24 protein-coding genes and 1 tRNA gene are annotated in these 23,132 nt (G+C 69.4%); 13 read left to right on the forward strand and 12 right to left on the reverse strand.

Annotated features, from left to right (window positions below; translation table 11 throughout):
• Positions 1-5 precede the first annotated feature (5 nt).
• Positions 6-1,307: a glutamate-1-semialdehyde 2,1-aminomutase gene (gene hemL, locus CAP38_RS09815; protein ID WP_086121232.1), complete on the forward strand. Its 1,302-nt coding sequence runs from the start codon at positions 6-8 to the stop codon at positions 1,305-1,307.
• On the opposite strand, the gene purH is transcribed toward hemL, so the two are convergent.
• Genes purH through dusB form a run of 3 tightly spaced genes read right to left on the reverse strand, consistent with a single transcriptional unit; the run spans position 1,297 to position 4,163 of the window.
• Positions 1,297-2,883, reverse strand: coding sequence for a bifunctional phosphoribosylaminoimidazolecarboxamide formyltransferase/IMP cyclohydrolase (gene purH / locus CAP38_RS09820; RefSeq protein ID WP_086121233.1), 1,587 nt, complete (start codon positions 2,881-2,883; stop codon positions 1,297-1,299). The two genes, hemL and purH, sit on opposite strands and share 11 nt — an antisense overlap.
• A gap of 24 nt (positions 2,884-2,907) precedes the next feature.
• Positions 2,908-3,144, reverse strand: coding sequence for a Fis family transcriptional regulator (locus tag CAP38_RS09825; RefSeq protein WP_086121234.1), 237 nt, complete (start codon positions 3,142-3,144; stop codon positions 2,908-2,910).
• Complete coding sequence (gene dusB, locus CAP38_RS09830; protein ID WP_086121235.1) at positions 3,141-4,163, reverse strand: tRNA dihydrouridine synthase DusB; 1,023 nt, start codon at positions 4,161-4,163, stop codon at positions 3,141-3,143. Before dusB ends, CAP38_RS09825 begins: the two co-directional genes overlap by 4 nt.
• A 142-nt stretch (positions 4,164-4,305) precedes the next feature.
• Here dusB and CAP38_RS09835 point away from each other — a divergent pair, with 142 nt between their 5' ends.
• Positions 4,306-4,794: a YqaA family protein gene (locus CAP38_RS09835; protein WP_086121236.1), complete on the forward strand. Its 489-nt coding sequence runs from the start codon at positions 4,306-4,308 to the stop codon at positions 4,792-4,794.
• Positions 4,795-4,849: 55 nt separating this feature from the next.
• Positions 4,850-6,040, forward strand: coding sequence for an MFS transporter (locus tag CAP38_RS09840; RefSeq protein ID WP_086121237.1), 1,191 nt, complete (start codon positions 4,850-4,852; stop codon positions 6,038-6,040).
• Between the two features lie 842 nt (positions 6,041-6,882).
• On the opposite strand, the gene CAP38_RS09845 is transcribed toward CAP38_RS09840, so the two are convergent.
• The 3 genes from CAP38_RS09845 to CAP38_RS09855 are packed head-to-tail and all read right to left on the reverse strand — an operon-like array spanning position 6,883 to position 9,686.
• Positions 6,883-7,635 carry an RNA pseudouridine synthase gene (locus CAP38_RS09845; protein ID WP_086121238.1) on the reverse strand — a complete coding sequence of 251 codons (753 nt, stop codon included), beginning with the start codon at positions 7,633-7,635 and terminating at the stop codon, positions 6,883-6,885.
• A gap of 16 nt (positions 7,636-7,651) precedes the next feature.
• On the reverse strand, positions 7,652-8,746 hold the full coding sequence (gene ychF / locus CAP38_RS09850; RefSeq protein ID WP_086121239.1) for a redox-regulated ATPase YchF: 1,095 nt from the start codon (positions 8,744-8,746) through the stop codon (positions 7,652-7,654).
• A 49-nt stretch (positions 8,747-8,795) separates the two neighbouring features.
• Positions 8,796-9,686 carry an MOSC domain-containing protein gene (locus CAP38_RS09855; protein ID WP_086121240.1) on the reverse strand — a complete coding sequence of 297 codons (891 nt, stop codon included), beginning with the start codon at positions 9,684-9,686 and terminating at the stop codon, positions 8,796-8,798.
• Between the two features lie 94 nt (positions 9,687-9,780).
• Here CAP38_RS09855 and CAP38_RS09860 point away from each other — a divergent pair, with 94 nt between their 5' ends.
• Genes CAP38_RS09860 through CAP38_RS09875 form a run of 4 tightly spaced genes read left to right on the forward strand, consistent with a single transcriptional unit; the run spans position 9,781 to position 13,962 of the window.
• Positions 9,781-10,938, forward strand: coding sequence for an FAD-dependent monooxygenase (locus CAP38_RS09860; protein ID WP_086121241.1), 1,158 nt, complete (start codon positions 9,781-9,783; stop codon positions 10,936-10,938).
• A gap of 44 nt (positions 10,939-10,982) precedes the next feature.
• Positions 10,983-11,699, forward strand: a complete 717-nt coding sequence (locus CAP38_RS09865; protein ID WP_086121242.1) for a DsbC family protein — start codon at positions 10,983-10,985, stop codon at positions 11,697-11,699.
• On the forward strand, positions 11,696-12,169 hold the full coding sequence (locus CAP38_RS09870; RefSeq protein WP_086121243.1) for a DUF3429 domain-containing protein: 474 nt from the start codon (positions 11,696-11,698) through the stop codon (positions 12,167-12,169). Before CAP38_RS09865 ends, CAP38_RS09870 begins: the two co-directional genes overlap by 4 nt.
• Complete coding sequence (locus tag CAP38_RS09875; protein WP_086121244.1) at positions 12,166-13,962, forward strand: M61 family metallopeptidase; 1,797 nt, start codon at positions 12,166-12,168, stop codon at positions 13,960-13,962. Before CAP38_RS09870 ends, CAP38_RS09875 begins: the two co-directional genes overlap by 4 nt.
• 9 nt (positions 13,963-13,971) lie before the next feature.
• Here the strand turns inward: CAP38_RS09875 and CAP38_RS09880 are convergent, their stop codons facing one another.
• The 4 genes from CAP38_RS09880 to CAP38_RS09895 all read right to left on the reverse strand — a co-directional run bounded on the left by CAP38_RS09880 (position 13,972) and on the right by CAP38_RS09895 (position 17,138).
• Positions 13,972-14,499 carry a hypothetical protein gene (locus tag CAP38_RS09880; protein WP_086121245.1) on the reverse strand — a complete coding sequence of 176 codons (528 nt, stop codon included), beginning with the start codon at positions 14,497-14,499 and terminating at the stop codon, positions 13,972-13,974.
• Positions 14,500-14,599: 100 nt separating this feature from the next.
• On the reverse strand, positions 14,600-15,910 hold the full coding sequence (paaK, locus tag CAP38_RS09885) for a phenylacetate--CoA ligase PaaK (protein WP_086121246.1): 1,311 nt from the start codon (positions 15,908-15,910) through the stop codon (positions 14,600-14,602).
• Complete coding sequence (gene paaI / locus CAP38_RS09890) at positions 15,907-16,344, reverse strand: hydroxyphenylacetyl-CoA thioesterase PaaI (RefSeq protein ID WP_086121247.1); 438 nt, start codon at positions 16,342-16,344, stop codon at positions 15,907-15,909. Before paaI ends, paaK begins: the two co-directional genes overlap by 4 nt.
• Positions 16,344-17,138: an enoyl-CoA hydratase-related protein gene (locus tag CAP38_RS09895; RefSeq protein WP_086121248.1), complete on the reverse strand. Its 795-nt coding sequence runs from the start codon at positions 17,136-17,138 to the stop codon at positions 16,344-16,346. Before CAP38_RS09895 ends, paaI begins: the two co-directional genes overlap by 1 nt.
• A 141-nt stretch (positions 17,139-17,279) precedes the next feature.
• Between CAP38_RS09895 and CAP38_RS09900 the strand changes: the two genes are divergently transcribed.
• The 3 genes from CAP38_RS09900 to CAP38_RS09910 all read left to right on the forward strand — a co-directional run bounded on the left by CAP38_RS09900 (position 17,280) and on the right by CAP38_RS09910 (position 18,808).
• A complete protein-coding gene (locus CAP38_RS09900; RefSeq protein WP_086121249.1) occupies positions 17,280-18,062 on the forward strand; it encodes an enoyl-CoA hydratase in 783 nt (260 codons plus the stop codon).
• Positions 18,063-18,098: 36 nt separating this feature from the next.
• Positions 18,099-18,175, forward strand: a tRNA-Met gene (locus CAP38_RS09905).
• A 72-nt stretch (positions 18,176-18,247) separates the two neighbouring features.
• The gene (locus CAP38_RS09910) at positions 18,248-18,808 is read left to right on the forward strand and encodes a YaeQ family protein (RefSeq protein WP_086121250.1); all 561 of its coding nucleotides are present in this window, start codon (positions 18,248-18,250) and stop codon (positions 18,806-18,808) included.
• A 9-nt stretch (positions 18,809-18,817) separates the two neighbouring features.
• Here CAP38_RS09910 and CAP38_RS09915 read toward each other — a convergent pair whose 3' ends face one another.
• Positions 18,818-20,179 carry a DASH family cryptochrome gene (locus CAP38_RS09915; RefSeq protein ID WP_256924400.1) on the reverse strand — a complete coding sequence of 454 codons (1,362 nt, stop codon included), beginning with the start codon at positions 20,177-20,179 and terminating at the stop codon, positions 18,818-18,820.
• Positions 20,166-20,738: a lipocalin family protein gene (locus CAP38_RS09920; RefSeq protein ID WP_086121251.1), complete on the reverse strand. Its 573-nt coding sequence runs from the start codon at positions 20,736-20,738 to the stop codon at positions 20,166-20,168. The genes CAP38_RS09915 and CAP38_RS09920 overlap by 14 nt, the downstream gene beginning before the upstream one ends.
• A 127-nt stretch (positions 20,739-20,865) precedes the next feature.
• On the opposite strand from CAP38_RS09920, the gene CAP38_RS09925 reads away from it, so the two are divergent.
• From CAP38_RS09925 to miaB, 3 genes are all read left to right on the forward strand, one after another.
• A complete protein-coding gene (locus CAP38_RS09925) occupies positions 20,866-21,237 on the forward strand; it encodes a hypothetical protein (protein WP_086121252.1) in 372 nt (123 codons plus the stop codon).
• Positions 21,234-21,653 (forward strand): hypothetical protein, encoded by a 420-nt coding sequence (locus CAP38_RS09930; RefSeq protein ID WP_179188518.1) that lies wholly within the window; start codon positions 21,234-21,236, stop codon positions 21,651-21,653. Before CAP38_RS09925 ends, CAP38_RS09930 begins: the two co-directional genes overlap by 4 nt.
• Positions 21,654-21,775: 122 nt before the next feature.
• A complete protein-coding gene (gene miaB, locus CAP38_RS09935; RefSeq protein WP_086121253.1) occupies positions 21,776-23,128 on the forward strand; it encodes a tRNA (N6-isopentenyl adenosine(37)-C2)-methylthiotransferase MiaB in 1,353 nt (450 codons plus the stop codon).
• Positions 23,129-23,132: the final 4 nt, after the last annotated feature.

Consider the following 23,132-nt stretch of genomic DNA (forward strand, 5'->3'; position numbering starts at 1 on the left):
CCGCCATGACCGACCGCAACCAGATCCTGTTCGACCGTGCCAAGACCCTGATCCCCGGCGGCGTCAATTCGCCGGTGCGCGCCTTCCGTGCGGTGGGCGGCACCCCCCGCTTCGTGCAGAAAGCCCAGGGCGCCTACTTCTGGGACGCCAACGGTCAGCGCTACATCGACTACATCGGCTCCTGGGGGCCGATGATCCTGGGCCATGGCCATCCGGCCGTGGTGGAAGCGGTGCAGAAGGCCGTGCTGGAAGGCTTCTCCTACGGCGCCCCGACCGAGCGCGAAGTGGAGCTGGCCCAGGCCATCGTGGACATCGTGCCGAGCATCGAGATGGTGCGCCTGGTGTCATCCGGCACCGAAGCCGGCATGAGCGCCATCCGCCTGGCGCGCGGCGCCACCGGCCGCAAGAAGATCATCAAGTTCAACGGCTGTTACCACGGCCATGCCGACGCGCTGCTGGTCAAGGCCGGCTCCGGCCTGGCGACCTTCGGCCACCCCACCAGCTCCGGCGTGCCGCCCGAGGTGGTGCAGCACACGCTGGTGCTCGAGTACAACGACATCGCCCAGCTGGAAGAAGCCTTTGCCGAACACGGCAGCGACATCGCCTGCCTGATGATCGAGCCGATCGCCGGCAACATGAATTTCGTGCGGGCCAGCGTGCCCTTCGTGAAACGTTGCCGCGAGCTGTGCACGCAGCACGGCGCCCTGCTGGCCTTCGATGAAGTCATGACCGGCTTCCGTGTGGCCCTGGGCGGCGCCCAGAGCGTCTACGCGAAGCTGATCCCCGGCTTCGAGCCCGACATGACGGTGATGGGCAAGGTGATCGGAGGCGGCATGCCGCTGGCAGCGTTCGGCGCCAAGCGCGCCGTGATGGAGCAGCTCGCCCCCTTGGGCGGGGTGTACCAGGCCGGCACCCTCTCGGGCAACCCGGTGGCCACCGCCTGCGGCCTGGCCACCCTGGCCGAGATCCGCAAACCCGGTTTCTACGAGGCGCTGGGCCAGCGCACGCGCTCGCTGGTCGAGGGGCTGAAGGCCGCGGCCGATGCCGAAGGCGTGCCGTTCTGCGGCGACAGCGAAGGCGGCATGTTCGGCTTCTTCCTGCTGCCCGAGCTGCCGCAGAACTACCCCACCGTCATGACCACCGACGGTGCGAAGTTCAATGCCCTGTTCCACGGTCTGCTGGACCGCGGCATCTACATCGCCCCGGCGCTGTACGAGGCCGGCTTCGTGAGCGCGGCCCATACCGAGCAGGACATCGCGGACACCGTCTCGGCCGCCCGCGAGATCTTCAAGCAGTTCAATGCCTGAAGTGGCGCACGCCTGAGAAGACCATCACCACGCCGCGCTCGTCCGCGGCGGCTATCACTTCCTGATCGCGCATCGAGCCGCCCGGCTGGATGACGCAGCTGGCGCCGGCATCCACCACCACGTCCAGGCCGTCGCGGAACGGGAAGAAGGCGTCGCTGGCCACGGCCGTGCCCTGCAGCGTGAGCTTCGCGTGGCCGGCCTTGATGCTGGCGATGCGGGCCGAATCCAGGCGACTCATCTGGCCGGCGCCCACGCCCATCGTCATGCCGTCCTTGCAGAAGACGATGGCGTTGCTCTTGACGAACTTGGCCACCTTCCAGGCGAACATCAGGTCATCGAGCTGCTGTTCGGTGGGCTGCAGCTTGGTCACCACCTTCAGGTCGGCGCGCTGCAGCACATGGTTGTCGGCGCTCTGGATCAGCAGGCCCGAGCCGATGCGCTTGATGTCGCTGAGGTTCAGGCCCCGCTCCCAGGCGGTGGCGCCACCCGGGGGCAGCGCGATCTCGAGCACGCGCACATTCACCTTGGACTTGAACACCTCCAGCGCCTCGGCCGAGTAGCCGGGGGCCATCAGCACTTCCACGAACTGCTTGCTCACGGCCTCGGCCGCCGCCTTGTCCAGCGGGCGGTTGAAGGCAATGATGCCGCCGAAGGCGCTGGTCGGATCGGTCTGGAAGGCCTTGCTGTAGGCCTGCAGCGGGTCTGCGCCCACGGCCACGCCGCAGGGGTTGGCGTGCTTGACGATGACGCAGGCGGGCGCTTCGAAGCTCTTGACGCACTCCCACGCGGCATCGGCGTCGGCGATGTTGTTGTAGGACAGTTCCTTGCCCTGCAGCTGGCGGGCAGTGACCAGCGAGCCGGGCGCCGGGTGCAGGTCGCGGTAGAACGCCGCCGTCTGGTGCGGGTTCTCGCCGTAGCGCAGGTCCTGCAGCTTGACGAAGCGGCCGTTGGCCTGAGCGGGGTATTCGCTGCGCTGGGGCACCGCTGCCGTTTCGTCGAATTCGATGGCCGACAGGTAGTCGCTGATGGCGGCGTCGTAGTTGCTGATGCGATTGAACGCTGCCACCGACAGGGCGAAACGGGTCTTGAGCGAGAGCTTGCCGTGCGCCTGCAGCTCTTCCACGACACCGGCGTACTGCGAGGCATCGGTCAGCACCGCCACGTCCTTCCAGTTCTTGGCCGCGCTGCGCACCATGGCCGGACCGCCGATGTCGATGTTCTCGATCGCGTCGTCCAGCGTGCAGCCGGCCTTGGCCACGGTGGCCTCGAACGGGTAGAGGTTGACCACCAGCAGGTCGATGGTGGCGATGCCGTGGGCCTGCAGCGCGGCCATGTGCTCGGGCAGATCGCGCCGGGCCAGCAGGCCGCCGTGCACCTTGGGGTGCAGCGTCTTGACACGGCCGTCCAGCATTTCAGGGAAGCCGGTGACCTCGGCCACTTCGGTGACCGGCAGGCCCTGGTCGGCCAGCAACCGGGCGGTGCCGCCGGTGGAGATCAGGGACACGCCGAGGCGGTGCAGGGCCTGGGCGAGTTCGACGATGCCGGTCTTGTCGGAGACGGAGATGAGTGCGCGCATGGGAAGGGTGGATGTGATGGAAATTCAGTCGATGAGGCCGTGTTCGACCAGTTTCTTGCGCAGGGTGTTGCGGTTCAGGCCCAGCCATTGCGCGGCACGCGACTGGTTGTGCTGGGCCTGCTCCATCACCACCTCGAGCAGCGGCCGCTCCACCGCCTTGACCAGCATGTCGTAGAGGTGGGCCGGCTCGGTGCCGTCGAGGTCCTGGAAGTAGCCCTCCAGGCTGGAGCGCACGCAATCGTGCAGGTTGTTCTTTTTCATGCAGCCAGTTTCCAGGGGAGGATGGACGCACCCGCCTGCCAGGCGTCGAAGCTGTGGCACACCGCCTGCAGCTGCTCGTCGATGGTGGTGGTGCGGTTGATGAGGTGCCGGAAGGCGTCGGCTTCGGCCGGCGCCACCGGCAGCGAGCGCACATACCAGCCCAGATGCTTGCGGGCGCTGCGCACGCCGGTGAACTCGCCGTACAGGTCGTAGTGGTCGTGCAGGTGGTCCAGCAGCCACGGACGCACCTCGGTCAGCTCCGGCGGCGGCAGGTGCTGACCGGTCGCCAGGAAATGGGCGATCTCGCGAAAGATCCAGGGCCGGCCCTGGGCTGCGCGACCGATCATGAGCGCATCGGCGCCGGTGTGCCGCAGCACCTCGCGCGCCCGCTCGGGCGAGTCGATGTCGCCGTTGGCCACCACCGGGATGCGCAACACGCTCTTGATGTGGGCCACGGTGTCGTGCTCGGCCTGGCCCTTGTAGCCCTGCTCGCGCGTGCGGCCGTGCACGGTGAGCATCTGCACCCCGGCGGATTCGGCCGCCAGGGCCAGCGTGGGCGCATTGCGCACCGACTGGCACCAGCCGGTGCGCATCTTGAGCGTGACCGGCACGCCGTGCGGCGCGCAGGCGGCCACCACCGACTCCACGATCTGCACGGCCAGGGCCTCGTCCTGCATCAGGGCCGAGCCGGCCCACTTGTTGCACACCTTCTTGGCGGGGCAGCCCATGTTGATGTCGATGATCTGCGCCCCGCGGTCGATGTTGTAGCGGGCGGCGTCGGCCATCATCTCGGCGTCGGTGCCGGCGATCTGCACCGCGATCGGCGCGGCCTCGCCGTCGTGGTTGGCGCGGCGCGAGGTCTTGAGGCTGTCCTGCAGGTCCGGGCGGCTGGTCACCATCTCGCTGACCGCATACCCGGCACCCAGCCGCTTGCACAGCTTGCGGAACGGCCGGTCGGTCACGCCCGCCATGGGGGCGACGAACAGCGCGTTCGGCAAGGCGTAGGGGCCGATCTGCATGGCGGGTCGGGGGAGGGCGAGGGGCGGTGGTCGGGCGGGGGCGGCCCGCAATGCCGGCCGGCGAAGGGCGCATTGTACTGCCCACTTTTTGAGCACCCCGGAGCTGCGCAGATCTGCACCGGCTTCCTACAATGCGCGACCCATGCCCACCTGGTTCACTCCGTTCATGCAATGGCTGGCCCTGCCCGAGGTCGGCCTGAGCACCGTCTTTGTGGTGGCCTTCGTATCGGCCACCCTGCTGCCCATGGGATCGGAGCCGGCGGTGTTCGGCCTGATCAAGCTCAACCCCGAGCTCTTCTGGCCGGCCATCCTGGTGGCCACCGCCGGCAACACGCTGGGGGGCGCGGTGAGCTGGGCCATGGGGCTGGGCGCCCACAAGGCCGTGGACCGCGCCCGGGGAAGCGAGCGCAGCGCCGGCGAACTGCGCGCCCTGGCCTGGCTGCGCCGATTCGGGCCCAAGGCCTGCCTGCTGAGCTGGCTGCCGGTGGTGGGCGACCCGCTGTGCGCCGTGGCCGGCTGGCTGCGCCTGCCGTTCTGGCCGTGCGTGGCCTACATGGCGGTGGGCAAGCTGGGGCGGTATGTGGTGATGACGTCGGGTCTGTTGTGGGCGTTTCCGGGCGGGATCGGCTGACGCCGTGTCACCCGCAGCACCCCCGGGTCAACCCTGATGCCCGACACTCGGGCCCATGTCCGCCACGACCACCGCCGAACGCACCCCGCTGCCCCCCGTCCTCTGGGCGCTGATGGTGGGCAATTTCGTGATCGGCACCGGCGTGATGGTGGTGCCGGGCACGCTCACCGACATCAGCCACTCGCTGGGCGTGTCCATCCCCAAGGCGGGTCAGCTGATCACTGCAGCGGCCATCCTCATGGGGGTGGGTGCACCCTTGTTCGCCAGCCTGGTGGCCGGCTGGGACCGGCGGCGGCTGCTGGCGCTCTCGCTGGTCTGGTACGGTCTGCTCACGCTGGCCTGCGCGCTGGCGCCCAGCTACCCGGTGCTGCTGGTGCTGCGGGTGCTGGCGGTGGTGTCGCCGGCCATCTTCACACCGCAGGCGGCCGCCAGTGTGGGCCTGCTGGTGGAGCCGCACCAGCGCGGGCGGGCCATCACCTTCATCTTTCTGGGCTGGTCGGTGGCGTCCGTCATGGGCATGCCGCTCTCGGCCTTCATCGGCGGGACGCTGGGCTGGCGCTGGGCCTTCGGCCTGGTGGGGGTGCTGGCCCTGCTGAGCGCGGCCTGGGTGTGGCGGGCCATGCCGGATGGCGTGAAGCCGGCCGCCCTGTCGCGCCAGGCCTGGGGCGCCACGCTGGGCTCGTCGGCCCTCATGATGGCCGTGGGCGTCACCCTGCTCTCGGCCTTCGGCCAGTTCACCCTGTTCTCGTACTTTGCGCCCTACCTGCTGCAGACCCTGGGCCTGAGCGGAGGCAGCCTGTCGCTGATGTTCCTGTGGTTCGGCGCCTTCGGCCTGCTGGGCAACGTGATGCTCTCGCGCTGGATCGACCGCATCGGCGCGCCGCGCGCGGTGCTGCTCACCCTGGGTTCGATGGCGGTGTGTCTGCTGCTGTGGCCGCTGGGCCGACTGGGCATCTGGCAGCAGGCCCTGGTGCTGGTGCCCTGGGCTCTGGGCTGCTTCTCGGCCAACTCGGCCCAGCAGGCCCGGCTGGTGCAGCTGTCACCGTCACTGGCCTCGGCCACGGTGGCCCTGAACACCTCGGCCATGTACGGCGGTCAGGCCATGGGCGCCGCCCTGGGCGGGGTGATGATCGCCGGCGGCCAGATGCTGCAGCTGCACTGGGTGGGGCTGGTGGTGCTGGGCAGCGCCATGGCCCTGAGCGTGTGGGCCGCCTCGCGGCAGATGCGGCCGATGGTGGCGACCTGACTGCACAGCCAGCCCGCCGTTTACTTTAGAGGGTCTTGGGGCTTTGACCTCAAAAACGGGCTGCGCTGTACAGGTCCGCTGCCAGGCGTCCGGGGGCTGGATGGCCATTGAGCGATGTGTTTGGGCACATCGTCATCAGGCAACGCGTTGCTTGAGCCAGCGTCACCATCCGGCAGTTCCACGATCTCGTATTGCTCGCGTACCAGTATCTCGATGTAGATCTCCCCTTCCACATCGGCATCTTCTGGTGTCTCGTTGGTGGGCTCCGAATGCAAGGGCGACGAGCTCGGTAGCGGAGGCAGCTCGGGCATGGACTCGAGGTCGTTGGACAGATTGAACTTGGGTACCGGCGATCGGCGCGCATCGTTCGGGATGAACCGGGGGGAAACCGGTCCTCGCTCGGACGATGCGAGGTTGGCCGTACTGGGCTTGGGCAACTTGAAGGACGAAGGACTGTCCACCAGCACCTGACCATCCGCCCTGTCGGGTTGGGGCTGCACCGACTTCGGCCGGAAGCTGGAATGGGATGCCCTCGGGGACGTCGGTGTCTTGTGGCTGGCTGTGAGCTGCTTGGACCAGCCTCTGGACGAGGGGGACAGGGACGGAGACGATGGGTATCCGCTGGAGGACAGATCCGGCGATCGGGGTGACAGCGGCCGATCGGACGGGCTGTCAGGCGGCAGTGGGGACGAGGAGGAAAGGGAAAGCTGCGGGATCTTGGGGGAAGCTGGGCGCATGGGGTGGACGCAACGGTGATGGATACCTCACCCTGAGTGACGGACTGATCGTCAGCAATCCATTACGAACAGCAGGTTGTCTGCCAACCGCCCAGCGGCGTCGCATCAGAACCGCTCCGCCGCTCCCAGGCAGCGCCACTGCCCCGCTGCCATGCCGTCCAGGCCGATGCGGCCGATGCGCTGACGGTGCAGCACCGCGGACAGCCCGGCACGGGCGGTGCGGTGGCCCGGTTCGGCCGGCATGTCGTGCTTGAAGGCCATGCGCAGCCGGCGGTCGCTCTGCCAGCTGGCCTTGAGCGACGGCAGTTCCCGGCCATCGAAGTACAGCGGCTTGCCGATGGAACGCAGCACGGCCTCGCGCTCGTCGGGAAGGGTCGGCGCATTGCTCACGTCGGCCAGCCATTCCTGCTCCAGCGGTGACTGCCGATCGGTGATGCGGCGGGCCACGCCCGGGCTCTGGGTGAAGACCATCAGGCCGCTGGCCTCGTCGTGCAGGCGGGACACCGGCAGCAGCCGGTTGAGCAGGGCCCGCAGCAGGCGCCGCCCGGAGGCGTCGGCCGGATGACGGCGCTCGGCCGTGAACCAGGCCCGGGCCAGGGCATCGGGCAGGACATCGGTCTGGGGGACGGCCACGCCGGCCGGCTTGTGCCACACCAGGGTGGCCGGCGGCAGCGGCTCGGCACGCGCGTGCGGATCGAGGGTGATGGTCTGGTCGGACCGCACGCGGGCCTGCGGTTCTTCCACCAGCGCGCCGTCCACACTGACCCAGCCACCGGCAATGAAGAGCTCGGCATCGCGCCGCGAGCAGCCCAGGCGGGCGGCCAGCTGCTTGGCCAGGCGCTGAGGGTCTTCGGTCACCGTGCTGTGACCGGTTTCAGACGTTGAACAGGAAGTTGAGCACGTCCCCGTCCTTGACGACGTATTCCTTGCCTTCGGCGCGCATCTTGCCGGCGTCCTTGGCGCCCTGCTCGCCCTTGAAGGCGATGTAGTCGTCGAAGGCGATGGTCTGGGCGCGGATGAAGCCGCGTTCGAAGTCACCGTGGATGACGCCGGCGGCCTGCGGAGCGGTGTCACCGATGCGGATGGTCCAGGCGCGCACTTCCTTCACGCCGGCGGTGAAGTAGGTCTGCAGGCCCAGCAGCTTGAAGCCGGCGCGGATCAGGCGGTTGAGGCCCGGTTCGTCCTGGCCGAGTTCCTTCAGGAATTCGAGCCGGTCGGCATCGTCCATTTCGGAGAGTTCGGCCTCGATCTTGGCGCAGATGGCCACCACCGGGGCATTCTGGGCGCTGGCGTATTCGCGCAGACGGTCCAGGAAGGGGTTGTTCTCGAAGCCGTCCTCGGCCACGTTGCCCACGAACATGGCGGGCTTGGCGGTGATCAGGCACAGCGGCTTGAGCAGGGCCTTCTCCTGGTCGCCCAGCGTCAGGGTGCGCACCGGCTTGCCTTCATCCAGCACCGCCTGCACCTTGGTCAGCAGGGCCACCAGGGCGGCGGCCTCCTTGTCGTTGCCGCTCTTGGCGGCCTTGGTGTAGCGCTGCAGCGCCTTCTCGACGGTGCCCAGGTCGGCCAGGCACAGCTCGGTCTGGATGACCTCGATGTCGGCGATCGGGTCGACCTTGTTGGCCACGTGGATGACGTTGGGGTCCTCGAAGCAGCGCACCACGTTGACGATGGCATCGGTCTCGCGGATGTGGGCCAGGAACTGGTTGCCCAGACCTTCGCCCTTGGAAGCGCCGGCCACCAGGCCGGCGATGTCGACGAACTCCACGATGGCCGGGACGATGCGCTCGGGCTTGACGATGTCGGAGAGCTGCTGCAGGCGCGGGTCGGGCACTTCCACCACGCCCACGTTGGGCTCGATGGTGCAGAAGGGGTAGTTCTCGGCCGCGATGCCGGCTTTGGTCAGGGCGTTGAACAGGGTGGACTTGCCCACGTTGGGCAGGCCCACGATGCCGCATTTGAGGCTCATGGAGGGCTTTCGGGTCGGTCGGGAAAACCGCGAATTTTAAAGGTCGGGGTCAGTCGAAGCGCAGATCGGCCCGCACGGTCTGGCCCGGGCGCAGCGTGAAGCCGTCGCCGGCGGTGACGATGGCGTTCATGCCGAAGGTCACCGCGCCGCCCACGCGGGCGTCCTGGCGGTAGGTCTGCAGCGTGTCGCCGACCAGGTAGCTGCGCTGGGCGGTGTCGGGGTCGATGTCCGGGATGGGGCAGCGGGCGCAGGGCTTGACCGGCTCGATCACCACCTCGCCCTGGTCGGTGGCGATGCGCAGGGGGCCGCAGCGGTCCTCGTCGTGCGCCGCCAGCCCGCCCAGCACGATGTTGGGCCGGAAGCGGCGCATGTCCACCGGTGCATGGCCTGCCGCGCGCAGCCGCTGGTTCAGCTCGTCCAGCGAGGCCTGGCTGGCCACCAGCAGGCCGAAGCCATCGGCAAACTGGGTATGCGATTCGCGCTCGCCGGTCCAGGCGGGATCGCAGCGGCGCATCACCGCGGGATCGAAGCGGGCCAGGCGCAGGCGCTGCAGACCGGCCGGTGCATCGGGCGCCAGGAAGTCGGTGAACCACTGGGCGGCCACGTCGCCCATGTCGTAGGCTTCCACCTCGTCGTCCCATACCCGGACACGGGCCGGCTTCTCGGCGGCGTCCAGGGCCAGGTGCAGCGCCAGCATGCCCGGCGCCTTGAGCTGCAGCTGGCCCATGCGGAAGGCCGGCTGGATCAGTGCCATGCGGGGCAGCTCGCGCTGGGTCACGAATTCGCCCTGCTCGTCCACCACCATCCAGGCGCGGTCGTAGGTCAGGCCGGTGTCCGACAGCTCGGCTTCGGGCAGGCGCACGCCGGCACACGACTTGACCGGGTAGACCCAGAGTTCTTCGATGGTGGCATTGAGGTCGCTGGAGGCTGTCTGGTTCATGGGCGTGCTCGGGAACGGTTCGCAGAAAGGCCGGTCGGAAACGCCGTATCCGGTGGAAAGCGCCGGATTGTGCCCTGCTCCTAGAATCCGTCCCATGCCTTCCAACCCCTCCCGAGCCGGCGGCGTCCGGCGCCATGACGTCGCCATCCGGGGCACAGGCGTGGTCGGCCTGTCCCTGGCGCTGCTGCTGGCCCGCGAACGGCTGCGGGTGGCCCTGGTGGGCCCCGCCGCGCCGACCGGGGCTGACGATGTGCGCGCCTACGCCCTCAACGCCGCCTCCAAGGCGGTGCTGGCTTCGGTGCGGGCCTGGCCGGAGGACCGGTCGGACGAGGCGCCGGCGGTCACCCCGGTGCGGGCCATGCAGGTGCATGGCGACGACGGCGGCGAACTGCGCTTCGACGCCGCACCCGTGGGCGCCGAAGCCCTGACCTGGATCGTGGACGTCCCCTCGCTGGAGCGGCGTCTGACGGAGGCGGTGCAGTTCCAGCCCGGCATCGAGCGCCTGGACGAAGCCCCGCCGGCCGCGCTCACCGTGGTCTGCGAAGGTCGCCGCAGCAGCACCCGGGCTGCACTGGGCATCGACTTCGACGTGCGACCCTATCCCCACAAGGCGCTGGCCGCCCGCCTGTCCACCACCCTGCCCCACGGTGGCGTGGCACGGCAATGGTTCGTGAACGGCGAGGTGCTGGCCCTGCTGCCGCTGGACGGCGCCGAGGGCCATGCGGTGGCCCTGGTGTGGTCGCTGCCGCCGGACCGGGCGGATGCCCTGCAGCAGGCGCCTGGCGCCGAGCTGGCCGCCGCGGTGCAGCAGCGCTGCCAGGCGGCCCTGGGCGACATGAGCCTGAGGGGGGCGGCACAGACCTGGCCGCTGGAACGCTCGGTGGCCCGGCAATGGACCGCCCGCACCGAACAGGGCATGGTGGCGCTGGCCGGCGATGCGGCGCACGCGGTGCACCCGCTGGCCGGACAGGGCCTGAACCTGGGCCTGGCCGACGCCGCCGAACTCGCGCGCGTGCTGGCCGGCCGCGAATACTGGCGCGAGGTGGGGGATGCCCGCCTGCTGCGCCGCTTCGAGCGCGCCCGCGCTGCCGACGTGCAGGCCATGGGCCTGGTCACCGACGGCCTGTTCGGTCTGTTCTCGCACGACGACACCCGCATCCAGGGCCTGCGCAACTGGGGGCTGTCCGCCTTCGACCGCAGCGGGCCGCTCAAGCACTGGCTGGTGCGCCAGGCCATGGGCCAACGCAGCTGACCCGATCGATCCGACTTCCTCCAACGAACCCGACCCGCCCCGCCATGAAACGATTCGCCCACCTGCTGCTGGCCGCCCTGCTCGGCCTGTCCTTCGCGGCCTCGGCCCAGGAAGCCACCATCCGCAAGAACCTCGCCGAGCGCCTGCCCACGCTGCCGCGCATCGACGAGGTCAGCAAGACGCCGATGCCGGGCATCTTCGAGGTGCGGATCAACCAGACCGACATCTTCTACACCGATGCCGAAGGCAACTACCTGATCCAGGGTTCGATGTTCGACACCCGCCAGCGCATCGACCTGACCGAAGAGCGGGTCAACAAGCTCACTGCGCTGAGCTTCAAGGACCTGCCGCTCAAGGACGCCTTCACGCTGGTGCGCGGCAAGGGCACCCGCACCATCGCGGTCTTCGAGGATCCGAACTGCGGCTTCTGCAAGCGCTTCGAACGCGACCTGACCAAGGTCGACGACATCACGGTGCATGTGTTCCTCTACCCCATCCTGAGCGCTGACTCGACCGAGAAGTCGCGCAACATCTGGTGCGCCAAGGACAAGGGCAAGGCCTACCTCGACTGGATGATCAACAACGTCACCCCGCCGGCCGCCAGCTGCGACGCCGCGGCCCTGGAACGCAATGTGGCCTTCGGCCGCAAGGCCCGGATCACCGGCACGCCCACCATCATCTTTGCCGACGGCAGCCGTGTGCCGGGCGCGCTCAGCCCCGAACAGCTGGAAGCCCGCCTGAAGCAGGTCGCCACCAAATGAACGCCGCCTCGCCCCACACGCTCAGCCCCACCCCCGACCCCGCCCGGCGCCTGATCGACCTGCTGGGCTACGGCGGCCTGCTGCCGTTCGTGGGGCTGGCCCTGCTGCTGTGGCTGGTGACGCCCGACCTGGCGCCCTGGGTGGCCATGGCGCTGTCCGCCTACGCGGCGCTGATCGCGTCGTTCCTGGGCGGCATCCACTGGGGCGTGGCCTGGCTGCGCATGGAACGCGGGCAGCCCGGTGCACGCACCCACCTGGCCTGGGGCGTGACGCCGTCGCTGCTGGCCTGGCCGGGCGTGCTCATGCCGGCCTATGCGGGTCTGGTGTGGCTGGCCGTGGTGCTGGTGCTGTGCTACCTGGTGGACCGCCGGCTCTATCCGGCCGCCGGCCTGTCGCCCTGGCTGGCGCTGCGCTTCCGGCTCTCGGCGGTGGCCGCCTTGAGCTGCCTCATCGGCGCGGGGGCCACATGAGCCGGCGCAACGGCCGGCCAGCAGCCGCAGCCGCCGTGTCGTACACGGTGGCCGTGCGCGATGCCCATGCCCACCTGTTCGACGTCACGCTGACCGTGTCGGCGGCCGAACGCCGCCAGGTGTTTGCCCTGCCGGTGTGGATCCCCGGCAGCTACCTGGTGCGCGAGTTCTCGCAGCACCTGCAGGGTTTGAACGCCATGTGCGCCGACCGCCCGGTGGCCCTGCAGCAGCTCGACAAGCACCGCTGGCGGGCCGACAACGCCGCCGGCGAGACCCTCACCCTCACCTACCAGGTCTATGCGTTCGACGCCTCGGTGCGCACCGCCTTTCTGGACAGCACACGCGGCTTCTTCAACGGCACCAGCACCTGCCTGCGGGTGGTGGGCCAGGAAGACCGGCCGCACACACTCACCATCGCCCCAGGCGCCGCCCCGGCGGGCTGGCGGGTGGCCACCGGGCTGACGCCGATCGAGGTGGATGCCGACGGCTGGGGCCGCCACACCGCCGCCGACTACGACGAACTGGTCGACTGCCCGGTGGAGCTGGGCAGCTTCTGGAGCGGTGAATTCACCGCCTGCGGCGTGCCGCACCGGTTCGTGGTCAGCGGAGCCGGTGCGTGGTTCGACGGCCAGCGTCTGCTGGATGACACCCGCCGCATCTGCGAGGCACAGATCCGCTTCTGGCATGGCGACCAGGCACCGCCGTTCCAGCGCTATGTGTTCATGCTGCACGCCAGCGCCGACGGTTACGGCGGGCTGGAGCACCGCAACAGCACCGCCCTGATCTGCCAGCGCGCCGACCTGCCGCGCGCCGCCGACCCGCCCCGGGCGCTCAAGGCCACCGACGGCTACACCACGCTGCTGGGCCTGATCAGCCACGAATACTTCCACACCTGGAACGTCAAGCGCCTGCGGCCGGCAGAGTTCGCGCGCTACGACTACGACCGCGAGAACTACACCGAGCTGCTGTGGTTCTTCGAGGGCTTCACCAGCTACTACGACGACCTGTTCCTGCGCCGCGCCGGCCTGATCGACGACGCCACCTGGCTGCAGCTGCAGGCCAAGAACATCAACCCGCTGCGCCAGACGCCGGGGCGGCTGGTGCAGACCGTGGCGCAGGCCAGCTTCGATGCCTGGGTGAAGTACTACCGGGTGGGCGAGAACACGCCCAACGCCACGGTGAGCTACTACGGCAAGGGCGCTCTGGTGGCGCTGTGCCTGGACCTCACCCTGCGGCAGTGCGGCAGTTCGCTGGACGACGCCATGCGGACCCTGTGGGCCCGCACCGGAGGCGGCCCCCTGCGCGAGTCCGACCTGCGGCGGGTGCTCAGGCAGCTGGCCGGCCGCAGCCTGGACGCCGAGCTCGATGCCTGGGTGCACAGCACGGCCGAGCTGCCGGTGGAGGCGCTGCTGCAGGCCGCCGGCGTGAAGGTGCAGGACGAACCGGTGCCGCTGGCCCAGCTGCTCGGCCTGCGGATCCACGAGGCCGGCGGCGCGGTGCAGATCAAGACCGTGCTGCGCGGCTCGGCGGCCGAAGCGGCCGGACTGGCCGCCGGGGACGAGTGGCTGGGGATCGAACTGGCACCGCTCAAGCGCGGTCAGGCGGCCGAGGCCTGGCGCATCGGCAAGCTCGACGAGGTGGCCTGGCTGCGCGGATCGCGCCCACGCGTCACGGCGCTGGTCTCGCGCGACCGTCGGCTGTTGCGCTGCCCGTTGCAGTGGCCGGCTGCGGCACAGGCGGTGCGCCTGTCGGTGCAGGACGCCGCAGCGGTGGGCCGCTGGCTGGGGGGCTGAAGTCCGGCGTCAGGCCGGCGGCAGACGGGTGGCCCAGGCCTGATCGAACTGCTGCACCACGCCCGCGCCCTTCATGTTGCGCAGGCCTTCGCGGATACGGGGCAACTGGGCCTGCAGATCGGCAGCGGTCTTGCAGGCCTCGACCTTCATGGCCAGCGACTCGCCCATGGGGCCGAGCTGGTCGTTGATGAACCGCACCACGCCCTTGCGGGCCTCGGCCAGGGGCAGCACCTCGATGACCACCGACGAAGCGCCGTTGGCCGCCTGGGGTGCCGCTGCGGGTGCGGATGCAGCCACCGATGCGGCGGCCGGAGCCGGTGCGGCGGCCCGAGGGGCCTCGATCCAGCCCTGCTGTTCCAGCTGCTCCAGCAGCGCGACCGCACCGTCGCCGCCCAGCAGCTGGCCGAACTCCTCGACCCGGCGCTTGCCGTCGACCATGATGAGCAGCGACCGCAGGCGAGGACCGAGCGAGGGCGGGCGGCTGGCCAGCGCCTCACGGCCTGCATCGGTCTTGGAAAACACCGTGTTCTTGTCCATGGACTCCCTTGGTTGCCGGCACTGTAGGACAAGCCGTACCCGGCAGCCTATCCGGATTGACCGCAGTGAACTTTGGTTTTAGACCGGCTGTGTGACCGGGTCATTTCGGGCGCTGGTCCACCACCCGCTTTGCCTTGCCCTGGCTGCGCTCCACACCGCCTTCGGGGCGCAGCGTGATGTGGGCGCTGGTGCCGATGAAGGTCTTGATGTCGTGCTGCAGGCGCGCCGCCGCCGCCGACGCGACCTCGCTGGTGGGCGAGACGCCCGGTGCGGTCTCCACCACCACGGTGAGCTCGTCCATGGGGCCGCTGCGGGTGAGCACGCACTGGTAGTGCGCGCTGAGCTCGGGGCGCTGCAGGATCAGCTCCTCGATCTGGGTCGGAAAGACGTTGACGCCGCGCACGATCATCATGTCGTCGCTGCGACCGGTGATCTTCTCCATGCGCCGCATGGTCCGGGCGCTGCCCGGCAGCAGGCGCGTGAGGTCCCGGGTGCGGTAGCGGATGATGGGCAGCGCTTGCTTGGTCAGGCTGGTGAACACCAGCTCGCCGGGCTGGCCGTCGGGCAGCACCTCGCCGGTTTCGGGGTCGATGATCTCGGGGTAGAAATGGTCTTCCCAGATGGTCGGGCCGTCCTTGGTTTCCACGCACTCGTTGGCCACGCCGGGGCCGATCACCTCCGACAAGCCATAGATATCGACCGCGTCCATGCCCATGCGGGCCTCGATGGCCAGCCGCATGTCGTTGGTCCAGGGCTCGGCCCCGAAGATGCCGGTGCGCAGGCTGGATTCACGCGGGTCCAGGCCCAGGCGCTGGAACTCGTCGGCAATCGCCAGCATGTAGCTGGGCGTGACCATGATGATGTCGGGGCGGAAGTCCTGGATCAGCTGCACCTGGCGCTCGGTCTGGCCGCCGCCGAAGGGCACCACGGTCAGGCCCAGCTTTTCAGCACCGTAGTGCGCGCCCAGGCCGCCGGTGAACAGGCCATAGCCGTAGCTGATGTGCACCAGGTCTCCGCGCCGGGCGCCGGCCGCACGGATGCTGCGGGCCACCACGCCGGCCCACATGTCGATGTCACCCGCCGTGTAGCCCACCACGGTGGGCTTGCCGGTGGTGCCGCTGCTGGCATGGATGCGGGCGCACTGCTCACGCGGCACCGCGAACATGCCCCAGGGGTAGCTGTCGCGCAGGTCCTGCTTGGTGGTGAAGGGGAACTTCGCCAGATCGGCCAAGCTGTGCAGGTCGTCCGGGTGCACGCCAGCCGCGTCGAACTTGGCGCGGTAGACCGGCGAGTTGGCGTACGCATGGCCCAGCGTGGCCTTCAGGCGCTTGAGCTGCAGCGAGCGCAGTTCATCGATGCTGGCAGTTTCGATGGGTTCGAGCGGCAGGCCGCCGGCAGATAGTCGGGTCATGGCTGGTCCTCGGGGAACACGTGGCCGGCGATCTGGGCACTCTTGCCCCGGAACAGGGCCACCACCTCGCCGCGCTGGTTGGTGACCTTCATGTCGTAGATGCCGTGGCGGCCGCTCAGGGTCTGCTCCAGGCCTTCACAGGTGAGCACGTCGCCCTTGTGCGAGGGCCGCAGGAACTCGATGCTGCAGCCCGCCGCGACCGCATTCCTGTTGTGGCTGTTGCAGGCAAAGGCGAAGGTGGAGTCGGCCAGGGTGAACACGAAACCGCCATGGCAGATGCGGTGGCCATTGAGGTGCCGGGGTGTCACCTCCATGCGCATCACCGCACGGCCGGGCTCGCAGGCCAGCAGCTCCATGCCCATGGTGTCGCGGCTGGCCACATCGTTGGCGAACATGGTCTCGCCCACCTGGCGGGCGCGTTGCTCGGGTGTCATCAGGCCCCCTTGAACTGGGGGGCGCGCTTCTGGCGGAACGCCATCACGCCTTCGATGTAGTCGTGCGTGCGGCCCAGGGCCGACTGCGCGTCGCGCTCGGCATCGAGCTGCTCGCTGAAACTGCGGGTCCCGGCGGCGCGCAGGAGTTCGCGGGTGGCCACCAGGGCTTTCGTGGGCATGACGGCCAGGCGCTCGGCCATGGCCAGCGACGCACCCAGGCAGTCGTCGGACACGTCCCAGATCAGGCCCCAGTCGCGGGCCTGGGCGGCCGGCAGCTTGTCGCCGGTCATGGCCAGGGCCATGGCGCGGGCCAGGCCCAGGCGCTCCACCAGCAGCCAGCTGCCGCCGGCGTCCGGTATCAGCCCGATCTTGCTGAAGGCCTGGATGAAGCTCGCCCCGGGCGCGGCAATGGCGATGTCGCAGCACATGACCAGCGAGGCGCCGGCACCGGCGGCCACGCCATTGACGGCGGCGATCACCGGCATGCGCAGCGCATGCAGGCGCCGCGCGGTGGGATTGAAGGCCTGTTCGATGACCGGACCCGGATCGGCCCGCTGCACCAGATCGGGGCCGGGCTCGAAGTCGAATTCGGACAGGTCGGCACCGGCACAGAAGCCGCGCCCGGCACCGGTGATGACCATGGCCCGGATGGCCGGATCGGCTTCGGCCCGGTCCAGCGCCGCCCAGAGGTCGCGGTGCATGGCGCGGGTGAAGCTGTTGAGCGCGTCGGGGCGGTTGAGCGTGAGCAGGGCCACGGCCCCGCGCTCTTCGTACCGCACGGTGGGTTCGGTCATGTTGTCTCCTCGCCGGCCGTCACGGGCCTGCTGCGGTGCAATGTAGCATTCGCCAACCAGTCGGTCGGTTAATGTTTTCCCGGGGTTGTACCCCGGTATAGTGTCCGGCTGTCCCGATTCTTCCCCTGCAAGGACCCCTGCATGAGCACCACCCCCGAGACCATCCTGGTTCGCACCGAAGGCCGCGTCGGCATCGTCACCCTGAACCGGCCCAAGCAGCTCAACGCCCTGAACGACCAGCTCATGAACGAGCTGGGCGCCGCGCTGGCCGCCTTCGACGCCGACCCCGAGATCGGCTGCATGATCGTCACCGGCAGCGAGAAGGCCTTTGCCGCCGGCGCCGACATCGGTGCCATGGCCAAGTACAGCTTTGCCGACGTGTACGTGGGCGACTACATCACCCGCAACTGGGAAACCATCCGCAGCGTGCGCAAGCCGGTGATCGCGGCGGTGTCGGGCTTTGCCCTGGGCGGCGGCTGCGAGCTGGCCATGATGTGCGACTTCATCATCGCGGCCGACAACGCCAGGTTCGGCCAGCCCGAGATCAAGCTGGGTGTCATCCCCGGTGCCGGCGGCAGCCAGCGCCTGCCGCGCGCGGTGGGCAAATCGAAGGCCATGGACATGTGCCTGACCGGCCGCATGATGGACGCGACCGAGGCCGAGCGCGCCGGGCTGGTCAGCCGCGTGGTGCCGCTGGACAAGCTGATGGACGAGGCCCTGGGCGCCGCCCTCACCATCTGCGGTTATTCGCTGCCCAGCGTGATGGCGGCCAAGGAAGCGGTGAATCGCGCCTTCGAAGGTTCGCTGTCGGACGGCGTGATGTTCGAGCGCCGGCTGTTCCACGCGCTGTTCGCCACCGAGGACCAGAAGGAAGGCATGGACGCCTTCGTCAACAAGCGCGCTCCGGCCTGGAAGCACCGTTGAAAGCGGTCTGAATTTCGGTCTATAATGCCGGCTTTCGGCGATATAGCTCAGTTGGTTAGAGCGCAGCATTCATAATGCTGATGTCGGTGGTTCAAGTCCACCTATCGCCACCAGATCTGGCAAGGGCGGGTTCCGGTAACGGCACCCGCCCTTCTTCATTTCCGGACATGGTTCCGGCACCGCGCATGGCCCTCAAGTCCACCATCTTCAAGGCGAACCTGCAGATCGCCGACATCGATCACGGCTACTACGCCGACCATGCGCTGACCCTGGCCCGCCACCCCAGCGAGACCGACGAGCGCATGATGGTGCGCCTGGTGGCGCTGGCCCTGCAGGCCCACGAGCTGCAGGACACCTGCCGCGGCGACGGCACGCTGGCGTTCGGTGCCGGCCTGTCCGACCCGGAAGACCCCGATGTGTCGCTGACCGACTTCACCGGCCGCAAGCGCCTGTGGATCGAGGTGGGCCAGCCCGAAGACAAGCCGCTGGCCAAGGCCTGCAGCAAGGCCGATGCGGTGATCGTCTACGCCTTCGGCAGCGCGGCCGATGTGTGGTGGCGCGGCATCGAGAACAAGGTGAGCCGGCTGGAGCGCCTGCAGGTCTGGCGCCTGCCCACCGAGGTGGCACCGGCCCTGGCCGCGATGGCCGAACGCAGCATGCAGCTGCAGGCCACGGTGCAGGAGGGCGGCCTCACCCTCAGCAGCACGCTGGGCAGCGTGCAGGTCGACGCCATCCGCTGGAAATGATCCCGGGGCTCAGCGCCCCGACCACATCCTCACGAAGGCCCCGTCGGGGTCGTGTTCACGCGCCTGCTTCTCGGGGTTGAAGCGGCGCCCGCCGCGCGGGTCGGTGCCGCGCCCGCTGATGTAGAGCCAGTTGCCGTGGTTGCTGTGCACATCGTGGTCCACCAGCAGGTGCTCGAACCAGGCAGCACCGGCGCGCCAGTCGCCGCCCAGATCGTGGATCAGGTAGCTGGCCACCAGCTGGCGCAGGCGGTTGCTCATGAAGCCGGTGGCGGCGAGTTCGCGCATGGCGGCGTCCACCAGCGGCACGCCGGTGCGCCCGGTCTGCCAGCGCGCAAAGCCCTGCGGGTTGTGGCCGGGTGAGGGCTGATCGGTCAGGCCCCGGCCCCGGTAGAGCTTGCGACCGAAGCGGTGGTGCAGCAGCCGGAAATGCTCGCGCCACAGCAGCTCGAAGACGATCCAGCGGCTGCCGTCACTGGCTCCTTCGCGCGCCTCGTGGGCCAGCAGCTCGGCATGGATCTGGCGCGGGGAGATCGCCCCCGTGGCCAGCCAGGGCGAGAACTTGGTGGAGAAGCCGGTGCCTGAGAGGCCATTGCGGGTGGCCTTGTACTGGCGCGGCAGCGGGCCGGCAAAGTAGCGCTGCACATGGGCCAGCGCGTCGCGGGCTGCGCCGGTCCAGCCGGCACGGGCATAGGGGAAGGAACTGCGCGGGTCGTCGCCACCCTCTGAAGCCGCCGCAGGCAGCACCGGCTCCGGCAGGCCGGCGGCATCGGGCAGGGGCGGCAGGCTGCGCGGGGCGGCCATGGGCGGGTGCACCGGCGTGCGTTCACCTTCCACCGCGTGGCGGAATGGGGTGAACACGGTGGGCACCGCAGCGGGCTTGAACGGCAGGTCGCTCAGGTCGAACAGGCTGGTGGGCGCCACGGTGAGCACATTCACACCGGCACGGCGCAAGGCCGCCACATCGTCCTGCTCGTACGGCGCCACCTCGGCCTGGGTCACCACCACATCGATGGACGCGGCCTTGACGAGGGCGGCGATCAACGCCACCGGGTCTCCGGCCTGCGCCCACAGGCGGCTGCCCAGGGCGCGCAGGCTGCGGTCCAGGTCGGCCACCGCGTCGGCCTGGAAGCGCGCGCGGTGCGGGCCCAGCGGCTCGATGCCCCAGCGGTCGGTCTGGTGCCAGCGCGCCTCGTCCACCCACACCGGCAGCAGCGCGGCGGCGTCCGTGGTGGCGCGCAGGCCGGGCAGATCGGCCAGGCGCAGGTCGCGGCGGAACCAGTACATCACCCGCCGGCCGGTGCACTGGCGCGCCACCTGCACCGGCGACACACCCGCGTCGATGCCGGCCAGGTTGCTCTCAACGCGGGGCACGGCCGTGCTCCACCCAGATCAGTCCTTTGGTGTCCACACCGAGCGATGCGGCCTGGGCCACCAGCTTGTCGCGCACGGCAGCGTCCAGCGTGCGTTCGCGCGCCAGGATCCACAGGTAGCCGGTGTCGGGTCCGATCACCATGGCCCAGCGGTAGTCGGGGTCCAGCGCGATGACGTGGTAGCCGCCGAAGAACGGTCCGAAAAAGCTCACCTTGAGCGAGGCGGTCTTCGGATCGCCGATGAACAGCGCCCGGCCTTCGGCCTCCTTCCAGGCGCCCTTGACCGGGTCGAAGCCCCGGTTGAGCACCGAGACGCTGCCGTCGGGCCTGAGGGCGTAGGTGGCGTTCACGTCGGTCAGGCCGCGCTCGAAGACGTGGTCGAGCCGGGCGATCTCGTACCAGGTGCCCAGGTAGCGCTGCAGGTCGAACGGGCTCACCGGCACCGCGCCCTGCGGCACGCCGGTGAAGCAGCCGGCGAGCATCGTGGAAGACAAAATGGCTGCGCCCAGGAGGCCGGCAGAGACCCAGCGGCGTCGGGGCAAAGAGGTCGGGTTTGACATGGATCAGCGGGCCCGGGCAGGACCTGGACGCAGAATGAAGGTGCCGCCGATTCTGGCGCCTGGGGCCCGTTCCTGCCGGTGCAGGGACTTGGGTCCCGCCTTGCTGCCCCACCGGACTGGACCCGCCATGCAACGACTGCCCGGCCACACCCGCACCCCCTACGGACGCGAACGCGTGGTGCTGCGTCGCCTGCCGGTGTGGCTGCTGGGTGGCACCTTGGTGCCGGCACTCAGCGCCGGCATGGCCCGGCTGTGGCCCTGGGACCTGCCGACGGCCGAGCTGGCGGCCCGCATCGGGCTCATCGACATCCTGGCCATCGCGGTGGTCATCCTGTGGTGGACCGGGCTGTTCACCGTGGGCATCGGCGCCTTCATCGTGATGGTCATGAAGGGACCGGCCTATGTGGCCGACGCCTACCCGCTGGTGGATGCCGACCGGCCGGCCGACGGTCCCGTGCGAGAATCGCGGCCTCCCACAGCCTCTGGATCTACACCATGAACCGCTGCATCCCCTCCCTCCTGCTCGCCACCGGCGTGCTGCTGGCCACGCTGCCGGCACAGGCCCAGTCGCTCAAGCGGCCCTTCCCCCCCGACGCCCTGCGCGGCACGCTGACCATGACCCAGCCGCCGCATGCCCGGATGGATGACCGCGAGGTCCGCCTCTCGCCCGGCGCCCGCATCATGAGCGACAACAACACCGTGGTCCGACCGGCCTCGCTGGTGGGCAAGGAGGTGCTGGTGAACTACAAGGTGGACGGTCGGGGCCAGATCCAGATGGTGTGGATCCTCACCCCCGAGGAAGCCAAGGAAAAGCGGCGCACCCTGGGCGTGGAGCGCAACTACGTCTTCGAGTCCATGCTGCCCCAGCCCGACCCGCGCGCCTACAAGCCGCCGGTCAAGCCGGCCGCCGACTGACCCTGCCCGTGCCGCCGCAGCAGCCCCCGGGGGCTGCCGGCCATCCCCCGTACCCCCGTCGGCCCTGAGCGCCGACGCCCCCGCCGGGCCTGCCCATGCGCCGGTGTTCCAGGAGCCATTCCATGACGCGCAAAGTTTTCATCAAGACCTTCGGCTGCCAGATGAACGAGTACGACTCGGACAAGATGGCCGACGTGCTGGGTGCCGCCCAGGGCTACGAACCCACGCAGGACGTGGAAGAGGCCGACCTGATCCTGTTCAACACCTGCTCGGTGCGCGAGAAGGCGCAGGAGAAGGTGTTCTCCGACCTCGGCCGGGTCAAGCACCTCAAGAAGAAGGGCGTGCTCATCGGCGTGGGGGGCTGCGTGGCCAGCCAGGAGGGCGCCGAGATCATCAAGCGCGCGCCCTTCGTGGACGTGGTGTTCGGCCCGCAGACCCTGCACCGCCTGCCCGAGCTGCTGAACCAGCGCCAGCAGCAGGAGCGGCCGCAGGTGGACATCAGCTTCCCCGAGATCGAGAAGTTCGACCACCTGCCGCCGGCCAAGGTGGAGGGCGCCTCGGCCTTCGTCTCCATCATGGAGGGCTGCTCCAAGTACTGCAGCTACTGCGTGGTGCCCTACACCCGCGGCGAGGAGGTGAGCCGCCCCTTCGACGACGTGCTGGTGGAGGTGGCCGGTCTGGCCGACCAGGGCGTGCGCGAGGTGACGCTGCTGGGCCAGAACGTGAACGCCTACCGGGGCGCCATGGGCGACACCGCCGAGATCGCCGACTTCGCCCTGCTGCTGGAGTACGTGGCCGCCATCCCGGGCATCGAGCGCATCCGCTACACCACCAGCCACCCCAACGAGTTCACGCCGCGCCTGATCGAGGCCTATGCCCGCATCCCGCAGCTGGTGAACCACCTGCACCTGCCGGTGCAGCACGGATCGGACCGCATCCTCATGGCCATGAAGCGCGGCTACACCGCCATGGAATACAAGAGCACCATCCGCAAGCTGCGCGCCATCCGGCCCGACATCTCCATGAGCAGCGACTTCATCGTCGGCTTCCCCGGCGAGACCGAGGACGACTTCAACAAGATGATGAAGCTCATCGAGGACGTGGGCTTCGACAGCAGCTTCTCCTTCATCTTCAGCCCGCGCCCCGGCACGCCGGCGGCCAACCTGGCCGACGACACGCCGCACGAGGTCAAGCTCAAGCGCCTGCAGCACCTGCAGGCCACCATCGAGGCCAATGTGCGGCGCATCAGCGCCAGCCGCGAAGGCACGGTGCAGCGCATCCTGGTCGAAGGCCCGTCGCGCCGGCCCGGCCCGGGCGGTGCCGCCGAACTCATGGGCCGCACCGAATGCAACCGCATCGTCAATTTCGACGGCGGCCCGAACGGGTCGCGGCTGATCGGCCAGATGCTGGACGTGCGCATCACCCAGGCCCTGCCCCATTCGCTGCGGGGCGACGTCGCACTCGCCGAGGCGTGAAACC

This window comes from Hydrogenophaga sp. IBVHS2 (assembly GCF_002127215.1).
Lineage (GTDB): Bacteria > Pseudomonadota > Gammaproteobacteria > Burkholderiales > Burkholderiaceae_C > Hydrogenophaga.